The following is an 11,795-nucleotide window of genomic DNA, read 5'->3' as shown; positions in this document are numbered from 1 at the left end:
CCTAGCGTCCCAGTTCCTTGCCCGTGACCCGTCGCAGCCTCCGACGCTGCGACGGGTCAAGCGCCAGGTACGCGGCGGCGGGGACACCCAGCACTATGAGCAGCGCGGCCCACCAAGGCAGCCAGATCAACAGGATGAGCCCGACCGCCACACCTCCTGCGGCGATCTTCGCGTTCTTCGTCATGTGCGTCGCCTCCTTCGCGGCCACTGCCGCTCTCTGTTCTGAAAACGGGCCCGCGTTTCCGCCAGTTCCGGCCGCACCCCTGAGACGCACCCTGAGACATCCCTGACGCTCACCCCCGAGCCACCCCTGAGGGGCATCGGGTGAGCGGGGCCACATGTCCAGCATGCCGGGCAGCGCGAGGACGTGCGGTAGCCTCGGCGACCTCGGTACGACTAGTCAAACTTGAGGAATACGACCATCCCTGTGCAGAGGATTCCCACGGCAACCCCGTCCGAAATCTTCGAACTGGGCGCATGCTGCGCCGTGTTCGTTCCCGGCGACCCGGCCCGCACCGGCCGTGTCGCCTTCTGGCGCCCCGACGGCGCGGCCCCACCGGTCGTGAACGGCGGCAGCTTCGAGCAGCTCACGGTCGTGCTGCCCGGTGGCGACGGGGTCGAGCGTGCCGACGTGCCTGCGGTCCTGCTGCCCGTGCGGGCGGCACTGCCCGTCCTCACGCGCGCGCGTGCCGCCGTCACGGGACACCGGGCGGCCGTGTTCTGGGGCGCCGCCGCCGTACTGGGCCTGCAGTTCGTGGCCCGCGGCCTGCTGCTGCCCGGCCTGTCACCCCGCGATCACGACGCCTGGCGTGCGGGGCCGCTGCGAGCCGAGGACATCGAGAGCGTGCGACGGCTGGCCGCCGCGATGCCGCCCGAGGCGTACGCCGTTCCGCTGAACGGACACGTGGGTCCGGACGGTCCCACACCGCAAGACGGACACGTGGCTCTGGACGGTCCCACACCACGAGACGGTCACCCACCACAGGACGGTTACGCACCATCGGACGGTTACGCACCATCGGAAGGTGGGGCGCCGGACGGCCCCGGGCCGCTGCGGCTGCCCGACCCTGAGCGCCTGCTGCGGGCCTTCCTGGACGCGATCGCCGACACGCTGCCCCGCTCCCCCGCCGCGTCGCTCGTGACGGGCGGCCCTGCCTACGCCGTGCCGGAGCCGCAGCACCTGCCCGGGCACCGGGACTGGGCCGCCGACGTCGCCGCCGGACATGACGCGGGTGTCCGGATCTCGCTGCGGATCGAGGTACGCGGCCTGGCGACGGAGGACGACACCGGGCCGGAGTTCCGGGCGGTGCTCCAGGTGCACAGCGTGAGCGACCCTGCGCTCGTCGCGGACGCCGCCGAGGTCTGGGCCGGGACGGCCGCCGCCCGGCAGGCCTTCGGCACCCGCGCGCGGATGGACGCGCTGCTGGCGTTGAGGCGCGCGGCTCGGGCCTGGCCGACGCTCACTCCCCTGCTGTCGGCCGCGGTGCCGGACGCCGTCGAACTCGCCGACGAGGAGGTCACCGATCTCCTCGGTGACGGCTCGGAGGCCCTCGTCGGCGCCGGGGTCGACGTGCACTGGCCCAGGGAGCCGGCCCGTCGCCTGACCGCCCGCGTGGTCGTCGGTCCGCCGGACGACGGGGTGACGGGGGCGAACCGCTCCCCGGACATGCCGTCGCTCCTGACGGCGGACGCGCTGCTCGCGTTCGACTGGAGGTTCGCGCTGGGCGGCCGGGAGCTGACGCGCGACGAGCTGGACAGGCTCGCCGAGGCGAACCGCCCCGCGGTGCGGCTCCGGGACCAATGGGTGCTGATCGACCCTCAGGAGATCCGCCGCGCCCGCGCGCGGCAGGACCGTGAGGTCTCGCCCCTCGACGCCCTCGGCGCCGCCCTGACAGGCTCGACGGAGGTCGACGGCCGCAGGGTCGACGTGGAACCGACCGGCTGGCTGGCGGCACTGCGCGAGCGGCTGGCCGACCCGGAGGCGCAGGAACCGGTCGAACAGCCCCTCGCGCTCGCCGCCGAGCTGCGCGACTACCAGCGGCGGGGTCTGTCCTGGCTGGCGCGGACGACGTCCCTGGGACTCGGCTGCTGCCTCGCCGACGACATGGGGCTCGGCAAGACGATCACCTTGATCGCCCTGCACCTGCACCGCCGGACGGAGCCGTCCGCCGCCGGTCCGACCCTCGTGGTCTGCCCGACATCCCTCATGGGCAACTGGCAGCGGGAGATCGAGAGGTTCGCGCCCGGCACCCCGGTGCGCCGTTTCCACGGTTCCCGGCGCGACCTGGACGGCGTTGCCGACGGGGAGTTCGTCCTGACGACGTACGGCACGATGCGGCTCGACGCACGGCGGCTGGCCGACGTGTCGTGGGGTCTGGTGGTGGCCGACGAGGCACAGCATGTGAAGAACCCGTACTCGGCGACCGCGCGGGAGCTGCGGTCCATCGGCGCACGCGCGCGCGTGGCGCTCACCGGCACGCCGGTCGAGAACAACCTCTCGGAGCTGTGGGCGATCCTCGACTGGACCACCCCCGGGCTGCTCGGCCGGCTCGGCACGTTCGGCGGCCGGTTCGCGCGGGCCGTCGAGGGCGGCCGGGACCCGGCTGCCGCGGAGCGCCTCTCCCGACTGGTGGGACCTTTCCTGCTGCGCCGCCGGAAGTCGGATCCGGGCATCGCGCCCGAACTGCCGCCGAAGACCGAGACCGACCGTGCCGTGTCGCTCACCGCGGAACAGGTGGCCCTGTACGAGGCCGTCGTGCGCGAGACGCTCGCGGAACTCGCGCACGCCGACGACATGGCCCGGCGTGGACTGATCATGAAGCTGCTGACCGGTCTCAAGCAGATCTGCAACCACCCGGCGCAGTATCTCAAGGAGGAGCGGCCGAGGATCGCCGGCCGCTCGGGGAAGCTGGAGCTGCTGGACGAGTTGCTCGACACGATCCTCTCGGAAGAGGCGGGCGTACTGGTCTTCACGCAGTACGTGAGCATGGCCCGGTTGATCGAACGACATCTGGCGGACCGCGGTGTGCCCACGCAGTTCCTGCACGGCGCGACTTCCGTCCCCGCGCGCGAGGCGATGGTGCGGCGCTTCCAGGACGGTGAGGTCCCCGTCTTCCTGTTGTCGTTGAAGGCGGCGGGCACCGGGCTGAACCTCACGCGCGCGGAACATGTCGTCCACTACGACCGCTGGTGGAACCCCGCCGTCGAGGCCCAGGCGACGGACCGCGCGTACCGCATCGGCCAGGACCGGCCGGTGCAGGTGCACCGGCTGATCGCGGAGGGGACCATCGAGGACCGCATCGCCGAGATGCTGCACCGTAAGCGGGAGCTGGCCGAAGCGGTTCTGGGCTCCGGCGAGACCGCGCTCACGGAACTGTCGGACGCGGAACTGGCCGACCTGGTCGAGCTGCGAGAGGCAATGCGATGAATCAGCATGACGAGACGGAGCGCACGTTCGCCGCGTCGCCCCCCACGCGCGGGAGGGGCTTCGCGCTCACCTGGTGGGGCCGGGCCTGGCTGAAGGCCCTGGAGGACGCGGCGCTGGACGGGGAGCAGGTGAAGACGGGCCGCCGGCTCGCGCGCGCGGGAGCCGTGGGCGCGGTGTCGGTGCGGCCGGGGCGGGTCACGGCGGTCGTGCGGGACCGGGACGGCACGGCGCACCGGGCCGACGTGACGCTGGAGGAGTTGACGGCCGGTCAGTGGGACCGCTTCCTGACGATGGCGGTCGAGCGGGCCGGTCACGTCGCGGCGCTGCTCGACCGCGAGATGCCGCCGCACCTGGTGGAGGACGCCGCGGCGGCCGGGGTCGAACTGCTGCCCGGCATGGGGGCTCTGGAGCCCACCTGCGACTGCGGCGCCTGGGACCACTGCGGGCACACGGCGGCACTGTGCTACCAGGTGGCACGGCTGCTCGACGAGGACCCCTTCGTCCTGCTGCTGATGCGCGGGCGCGGTGCACGGGCCCTGCTCGGCGACCTCCAGACCCGCATCGCGTCGCCCGCGCGGGAGGGAGCCGCGGAGCACCCCGAGCTGACGGGGGTGGACGCCCTGGAGGCATACGCGGCCGGGGACATCCTGCCTCCGTTGCCCGCTCCGCCCGGAATCCCGGCGGAGCCGGGGCTGCCGCCGTCCCTGGACACCGAGGCTCCGCCGGCGGCCGGCGTGGACCCTGCCGCCCTGGAGTTCCTGGCCGCCCGGACGGCGGTGACGGCACACCGACTGCTGTCCGCGGCGCTGCAGGGAGACGAGAGCACGGAGGAGCTGACGGTGGCGCAGGACGCCGTACGGCTGGCCGCGGGCGCTCCTGAGCCGATTCTTGCGGAGCGGATCGCCCGGGGGTCGGGGCGGAGCCCTGGCGAGCTGTCCGCGGCTGTCCTTGCGTGGCAGTACGGCGGAGTGGCCGGACTCTCCGTGCTCGAGGAGGAATGGGCCGTCGAGGGCGAATCCCTCGCACGCGCGCGTGCCGCCCTGAACACGGCCTGGGACGACGACGAGCGTCCGGCACTGCGGGCGCGGGGCAACCGGTGGACGCTCGTCGGCTCACCGCGCCAGCTACGCCTCGGGCGCGACGGCCGCTGGTGGCCGTACCGGAACCAGGCGGGCCGTTGGATGCCCGTGGGCGGCGGGGACCGGGACCCGGCGACGGCGCTGGCCGCCACGGAGGATGTGCCGGCGCAGGGCGCCCACGCCGCCGGTGACGAATTCGATGACCGACTACGACCGACCCGGCATCCGTGACCGAGAACGACCGGCCCAGCGTCGGTCACCGAGAACGACCGGCCCGGCGTCCGTCACCGAGGACAGCCGGCCCGGCGTCCGTCACCGAGAACGACCGACCCGGCGTCCGTCGCCGAGAACAACCGGCCCGGCGTCGGTCACCGGGAAGAGTCATGCCTGCCGTTCCGGCCCGGCCGGCGTATCGCCGTGACCACCACCGGCTCTCGTCCACGCCGACGGCGACGCTCCCCGCGACGTGAGCGGGGAGCGTCGCCGTGCCCGAAGTGGGCGATCTCTCGGCTGGGATGCCGCTGCTACGAAGGGATCACCGGCAGGGTGAGGTGGGAGGGGTATTCCGCCGTGTGCAGCACGGTCTGGGTGGCCACCCGAGGCACTCCGTCGCCGGGGTAACCGGAGTTGGAGTTCCGCGCCCACTGCGGGAAGTCCGAGCTCGTGACGTCGATGCGCAGCCGTGCCCCGGCCGGGACGCGAGCCGACACCGGGCCCAGATCGATCACGTACTCGTAGACCTCGCCCGGGACGATGGGCTGCGGCGTGGTCACCGAGTCACGGAAAGCGGCCCGCACGATGCCCTCCTGCAGGTTGCGCGAGCAGCCGTCCTCGTCGACCACGCACAGGCGCGCGGTCCAGTCGGTGTCGGTGGCCGAGGAGGCCGCGTAGAGGGTCAGCGTCACGTCGCCGACCACGTCCACGTCCCGTTCCTGCGGAGCGGTCGTGTAGACGAGCACGCCCTTGGCGTTCTCACGCTGGCACTGGCAGGCCGGGCCCATCGGCGTCAGTTCCTCGACGCAGCAGGAATGGCCACCCTCGCTCTTGACCGGCGCGTTCGGGTCGTAGATGTAGAGGTCGGGCAACTCGTCGCCCTGCTTGCGGTCGTCCAGTGTGCCGTCGCCGAAGCGGGTGTTGGCGCGTCCCTGCGAGTGCAGGAAGAGCCGCTCCGTCCGTGCCTCCTGCGGAGGCCAAGCCGAGAACTCACGCCAACCGTCCCCCAGGACGTAGGTGCTGACCGCGGATTCGAAGGTGCCGGTGACCGTGTCCTTCAGCGTCTCCGAGAAGAACTGCACCTGGCGGTCGTCGACGGCCTTGGAATCCGCGTCCGTGTTCTCCAGCTTGGTGACCGGGTACCAGGGCATGTGGTGGAAAGGCGCCAGAACGAACTTCTGCCGAGCGGCGACCTCTGCGGTGCTCGCTCCGTTTCGGAGCCCGACGAAGTTGCGCTTGGTCCCCGACACGAACACGTCGTAGAGACCGGCCACATGCAATGCGGGCACCTGAATGCGGCTGTAGTCGCTGTCGATCGACCAGCGCGCCCAGTAGTCGTCGTACGTGGAGTGATCGAGCCAGTCGAAATAGTAGGGCGTGATGTCCCGGTCGAGGGCGGGAAATGTCTCCGGATTCATCCAGAAGTTGTCCGGCGCGTGCAGCAGGGCGCCACTGAGCGCTCCGATGCGCTCCTGGTCGCCGCGTCGGACCGCTTCGGCGATGCCGAGGTAGGTGGCCCAGAAAGCGTTGAACCCGTAGGCGAATGCACCCTTGTTGTGGGTCCATCCCTCGTATGCCTGGGAGCCCGTCAGAGCCGGGCTGATGGCGGCGAGGCTGGGCGGCTGCTCGACCGCGGCCAGGAGCTGGGTGAACCCGGCGTAGGAGAAGCCGTACATTCCGACCCGGCCGGTCGAGCCGGGCAGTCCGGCCGCCCACTCCACGGCGTCGTACCCGTCGCGGCCCTCGTCACGGAACGGGTAGAAGTCACCCTCGGACGCATACCGCCCCCGTACGTCCTGGACGACGACGATGAACCCCTGATGGGCGTACCACGCCGGGTGCGCGAACGCCGTCTCCGACTGGGCTCCCTGCTTTCCGTAGGGGGTGCGCTGCAGCAGAACCGGATAGGGACCTCCCGCAGGGTCCGGGCGATAAACGTCCGCGCGCAGGACGACGCCATCACGCAACCGGCACTCGACGTCGGTTTCCAGGGTGACCCCGGGAAATCCTGTGACTGGCTCCACCATTAGTACCTGCTCCTCATTGCCACTGCTGTTCCATCTCGGTTCTCGTTGCAGGCGCCGCCGCGAAGATCAGATCCGGCGGGGCACCCTGCGCCCTATTGACCTGGCTGGGCTCCGATATGTGACAACGTGCCGCTCGAAGCGGGATCAATTGTTTGAGGATGGTGGCTGACCTGCTGTGTTGCCGATTCGCCGAGAGGCCGGGCGAAGGACTTTCGGGATGGAGACCAGGAGTGAGCCGGGTGATGGGCGGTCGCCGCCCACGACTCCGGCAGTCCTGACATTGCGGCGACGGCCTGGGGCATTTCCTCGACGGCCTGGGGCAGTTGGTCGACGGCTCAGGGCAGTTCGTCGACGGGAAGGTCCGAGATCAGGGATTCAAGATCGCTCGGTAGATCACTCGGCAGCTCGCTCGGGAAACCGCTCGGGAATTCGCTCGGCAGCTCCGAAGGGAACTGGCTCGGCAGTGAGGGCAGTCCGCTCGGCAACCTGCTGGGGAGCTCGGTGGGCAGCGAGGGCAGTCGGGTGGGGATGCCGGCACCCGGCCCCCCGGAGCTGTCGCCGGTGCCCGGCTTCCCGTCCGGTGACTCGTCGCTCCCGGAGGCCATCAGGACCAGGGCCGCGACAGCGACCGCGACGGCTACGAGCACGGCCAGCGCGACCAGGACGGGACGCCGCCGCCGCGGGGGCACTGATCCGAATTCCGTGGTGGACGGTCCGAAACCGCCGCCCGGAGGCGGCGTGTCACCCGGCGGCCCGGGCGGCTGAGGCGGTACGGGGGGCAGGGCCATGGTGCCCAGGTTCCCGAAGCGGCACCCGGGCCGCGACCCCCACGCGGTGGATGGCACGGACTCATGCCATGGAGCGCACGATTCCGTGGCATTCCGCGCGGAGGTCCGACCCTGGTACGCCCCGCACGAGGCCCGTACGGCCTCAGCCGCGCGCGCCCAGCAGGTGGTCCATGGCCAGCTGGTCGAGCCGCTCGAACGCCATCCCGCGCGCGGCGACCGCGTCGACGTCGAACTCCTCGAACGCGGTGCGGTCGGCGAGCAGCGCCTGCACGCCGTCCGCGGCCGTCGGCTGGGCCAGCTCGTCCAGTCGGGAGGCGCGCAGGGCTTCCTGGACCTCGGGGTCGGCGCGGAAGGCAGTGGCACGCTCCTTCAGGATGAGGTAGTTGCGCATGCAGCCCGCGGCCGACGCCCACACACCGTCGAGGTCCTCGGTCCGCGGCGGCTTGAAGTCGAAGTGGCGCGGCCCCTCGTACCCGGCGCTCTCCAGGAGGTCGACCAGCCAGAAGGCGGAGCGCAGGTCGCCGGCGCCGAAACGCAGGTCCTGGTCGTACTTGATGCCGGACTGGCCGTTGAGGTCGATGTGGAAGAGCTTGCCCGCCCACAGCGCCTGCGCGATGCCGTGCGGGAAGTTCAGCCCGGCCATCTGCTCGTGGCCGACCTCGGGGTTGACGCCGTACAGTTCCGGCCGCTCCAGGCGCTCGATGAACGCGAGGGCGTGGCCGACGGTGGGAAGCAGGATGTCACCGCGGGGCTCGTTCGGCTTGGGCTCGATGGCGAAGCGCAGGTCGTAGCCCTGGGAGGTGACGTACTCGCCGAGGAGGTCGAACGCCTCCTTCATACGGTCGAGTGCGGCGCGTACGTCCTTGGCGGCACCGGACTCGGCTCCCTCGCGCCCGCCCCACGCGACGTACGTCCGCGCGCCCAGCTCCGCCGCCAGGTCGATGTTGCGGATGGTCTTGCGCAGCGCGTACCGGCGGACGTCGCGGTCGTTCGCGGTGAACGCGCCGTCCTTGAAGACGGGGTGCGTGAAGAGGTTGGTGGTGGCCATCGGGACGGTCATGCCGGTCGCGTCCAGGGCCTGACGGAAGCGCTTGATGTGCGACTCGCGCTCGGTGTCCGAGGATCCGAAAGGGATCAGGTCGTCGTCGTGGAAGGTCACTCCGTGGGCGCCGAGCTCGGCCAGGCGCTGCACCGTCTCGACCGGGTCGAGGGCACGCCGTGTGGCGTCGCCGAACGGGTCCCTGCCCTGCCAGCCGACGGTCCACAGACCGAAGGTGAACCTGTCCTCGGGGGTGGGCTGGTAGTTCATGTCGCGGCTCCCTCGCTCGCTTGCCACTGTGGCGCACGACTATTTCGTCATGGCGATTTACAAATTAGTATGCGAACGCATCCCTGGGAAGAGACCACGGGCTCAGTGGGAAGAGACACAGGTGTCACTCCCCGGGACATGGACCGCAGGAACCCCAGGTACGAGCCGCGGAAACGCCGCAGAAGCAGGGAGAGCCCGATGTCAGCAGCCGAGGGTCCGCTCGTCGTCGGCGTGGACACGTCCACGCAGTCCACCAAGGCGCTGGTCGTCGACGCGTCCACCGGTGAGATCGTGGCCGCCGGGCAGGCCCCGCACACGGTCACGTCCGGCGCCGGCCGGGAGAGCGATCCACGGCAGTGGTGGGAGGCGCTGTGCGAGGCGCTGCGCCAGTGCGGTGAGCCCGCCCACGAGGCCGCCGCGGTGTCGATCGGCGGCCAGCAGCACGGTCTGGTCACGCTGGACGCCCGGGGCGAACCGGTGCGCCCCGCCCTGCTCTGGAACGACGTCCGCTCGGCGCCGCAGGCCCGGCGCCTGGTGGAGGAGATGGGAGGGGCGAAGTTCTGGGCGGACCGTACGGGCAGTGTGCCCGCCGCGTCGTTCACCGTCACCAAGTGGGCCTGGCTCGCGGAGCACGAGCCCGAGGCGGTACGGGCGACGAAGGCGGTACGGCTCCCCCACGACTACCTCGCCGAACGTCTCACGGGGCAGGGCACGACCGACCGCGGAGACGCCTCCGGCACGGGCTGGTGGGCGTCGGACAGCGAGGGGTACGACGAGGAGATCCTCAGGCGCGTGGGGCTGGATCCGGCGCTGCTGCCGCGCGTGGTCCGGCCCGGCGAGGTCGCGGGCACCGTGCGGGACAGTCACGACCTGCCGTTCTCCAGGGGCACCCTGGTCGCCCCGGGCACCGGCGACAACGCCGCCGCCGCCCTCGGTCTCGGCCTGCGCCCGGGTAGCCCCGTCCTGAGCCTGGGCACGTCCGGCACGGTCTACGCGGTGTCCCGGCGGCGTCCCGCCGACCCGACCGGCACGGTGGCGGGCTTCGCGGACGCGCGCGGGGACTGGCTTCCCCTGGCCTGCACCCTGAACTGCACGCTCGCCGTCGACCGCGTCGCCGCCCTGCTCGGCAGGGACCGCGAGGCGGTCGAGCCCGGCACGAGCGTGACCCTGCTCCCGTACCTGGACGGCGAACGCACCCCCGACCTGCCGAACGCCTCGGGGCTGCTGCACGGCCTGCGGCACGACACCACCGGCGGTCAGCTCCTCCAGGCCGCGTACGACGGTGCCGTGCACGCGCTCCTGGGAGCGCTGGACCTGGTCCTCGACGAGGACGCGGACCCGTCGGCGCCGCTGCTGCTGATCGGCGGCGGCGCCCGGGGCTCGGCCTGGCAGGAGACGGTACGACGGCTCTCCGGGCGTCCCGTACAGGTACCCGAGGCCCGCGAGCTGGTCGCCCTCGGCGCTGCCGCCCAGGCGGCCGGCCTACTCACCGGTGAGGACCCGGCCGCGGTCGCCCGGCGATGGAACACCGCGCGCGGGCCGGTGCTCGATGCCGTGGAACGGGACGAGGAGACGCTGGCCAGGATCTCCGGGGTACTCTCCGACGCGGCCCCGCTCCTGGAGCGGAGCCCCGAGAGCCGCTGAGCCGGGCGGGAACCGGCCCACCGCCCCCGGGGCACCGGGGCACCCGCACCGACACCCACACCCACCGAGCTGACCCCGCTGAGCCGGCTGACCGAACCACCGGACCCGACGGAGCTGACCGAGCTGACCGAGCCATCGAAAACGACCGAGCCGACCGAACCGACCTTCACAAGGACGGGGGCATGACCGCACCGCTGCACAAGGGCGAACCCGCCGGGCCCGGGCGCGCGCTGCCGGACACCCAGCAGGGCATGCGGCGCCGCAATCTCGCCCGGGTGATGCACACGATCGGCGCGGAGGGGCCCCTGTCGCGTGCCGCGGTGGCCTCGCGTATCGGCCTGACCCGCGCGGCGGTCTCCACCCTGGTCGACGAGCTCATCCGTAGCGGCCTGCTGGAGGAACTGGGTCCGGAGCGTCCCGGCCGCGTCGGCCGGGGCCGCCCCGGTTCCGCCCTCGCGGTCAGCGGGCACGGTCCCGCGGGGATCGGCGCGGAGGTCGGCGTCGACCATCTCGCCGTCTGCGCGGTCGACCTGCGCGGAGAGGTGCGCGCGCGAGTCGTGCGGCACGGCACCAACCGCGACCGCTCGCCCGAGCCGGTGATCGAGGAACTCACCGCGCTGGTGCGTCAGGTCGTCGCCGATGCGCGGCACGAGGGACTGTGGCCCGCGGGCCTCGCGGTGGCGGTGCCCGGGCTGGTGGCCCGCGACGCCCGGACCGTCGTACGCGCGCCCAACCTCGGCTGGCACGACACGGACCTCGGCTCCCTACTGCCCGCGGAGCTGCCCCTCACGGTGGACAACGAGGCCAATTTCGGCGCGCTGGCCGAACTCTGGCTCGGCCCGGACACCCCACGGGACTTCGTCCATGTGTCGGCCGAGATCGGTATCGGCGCGGGCGTCGTCGTGGACGGGGGACTGCTGCGCGGGACACGGGGATTCGCGGGCGAGTTGGGACACGTCCCGGTCCGGCCGGACGGGCCGGAGTGCGCTTGTGGCGGCCGAGGGTGCCTCGAGCAGTACGCCGGTGAAGAGGCCCTGCTGCGCGCGGCCGGCCTGGAGCCCGGCGGGGACCGCGTCGGACTGCTCGCCGGGCTGGCGGCCGACGGTGACGAGAACGTACGGCGGGCGCTGCGCGACGCGGGCGAGGCGCTGGGCGTCGCGCTGACCGGGGCGGTGAACCTGCTGGACCCCGAGAGCGTGGTGCTGGGCGGTGCGCTGGCCGGGCTCGCGCCCTGGCTGCTGCCGTCCCTGCGCTCCGAGCTGGCCCGCCGCACGGCCGGGCCGTCCTGCCCGGTTTCCGTGTCGCGGC

The 11,795-nt window shown here is 72.3% G+C and carries 8 protein-coding genes; 4 read left to right on the top strand and 4 right to left on the bottom strand.

The annotated features are described in order from the left end of the window. Window position 1: 1 nt before the first annotated feature. Complete coding sequence (locus ACWCPM_RS10735) at window positions 2-184, bottom strand: hypothetical protein (RefSeq protein ID WP_450975784.1); 183 nt, start codon at window positions 182-184, stop codon at window positions 2-4. 243 nt (window positions 185-427) lie between these two features. On the opposite strand from ACWCPM_RS10735, the gene ACWCPM_RS10730 reads away from it, so the two are divergent. Both ACWCPM_RS10730 and ACWCPM_RS10725 read left to right on the top strand, forming a co-directional pair. Beyond that, window positions 428-3,427: a DEAD/DEAH box helicase gene (locus tag ACWCPM_RS10730; RefSeq protein WP_450975783.1), complete on the top strand. Its 3,000-nt coding sequence runs from the start codon at window positions 428-430 to the stop codon at window positions 3,425-3,427. Beyond that, window positions 3,424-4,737 (top strand): SWIM zinc finger family protein, encoded by a 1,314-nt coding sequence (locus ACWCPM_RS10725; protein WP_450975782.1) that lies wholly within the window; start codon window positions 3,424-3,426, stop codon window positions 4,735-4,737. Before ACWCPM_RS10730 ends, ACWCPM_RS10725 begins: the two co-directional genes overlap by 4 nt. Before the next feature lie 293 nt (window positions 4,738-5,030). Here the strand turns inward: ACWCPM_RS10725 and ACWCPM_RS10720 are convergent, their stop codons facing one another. The 3 genes from ACWCPM_RS10720 to xylA form a co-directional block, all read right to left on the bottom strand. Then, window positions 5,031-6,746 carry a CocE/NonD family hydrolase gene (locus ACWCPM_RS10720; protein ID WP_450975781.1) on the bottom strand — a complete coding sequence of 572 codons (1,716 nt, stop codon included), beginning with the start codon at window positions 6,744-6,746 and terminating at the stop codon, window positions 5,031-5,033. A gap of 335 nt (window positions 6,747-7,081) precedes the next feature. Then, window positions 7,082-7,534: a hypothetical protein gene (locus tag ACWCPM_RS10715; protein WP_450975780.1), complete on the bottom strand. Its 453-nt coding sequence runs from the start codon at window positions 7,532-7,534 to the stop codon at window positions 7,082-7,084. Between the two features lie 142 nt (window positions 7,535-7,676). Further along, a complete protein-coding gene (gene xylA, locus ACWCPM_RS10710) occupies window positions 7,677-8,843 on the bottom strand; it encodes a xylose isomerase (RefSeq protein WP_450975779.1) in 1,167 nt (388 codons plus the stop codon). Window positions 8,844-9,041: 198 nt separating this feature from the next. Between xylA and xylB the strand changes: the two genes are divergently transcribed. Together xylB and ACWCPM_RS10700 are read left to right on the top strand one after the other, a co-directional pair. Beyond that, complete coding sequence (gene xylB / locus ACWCPM_RS10705) at window positions 9,042-10,487, top strand: xylulokinase (protein WP_450975778.1); 1,446 nt, start codon at window positions 9,042-9,044, stop codon at window positions 10,485-10,487. A gap of 182 nt (window positions 10,488-10,669) precedes the next feature. Beyond that, window positions 10,670-11,795, top strand: a 1,126-nt coding sequence (locus ACWCPM_RS10700) for an ROK family protein (RefSeq protein ID WP_450975777.1), incomplete at its 3' end; no start/stop codon positions are given.

The organism is Streptomyces sp. NPDC002309 (assembly GCF_053593375.1).
Note: the sequence above shows the minus strand (reverse complement) of the source record. Positions and strands in the feature narration are given on the sequence as shown.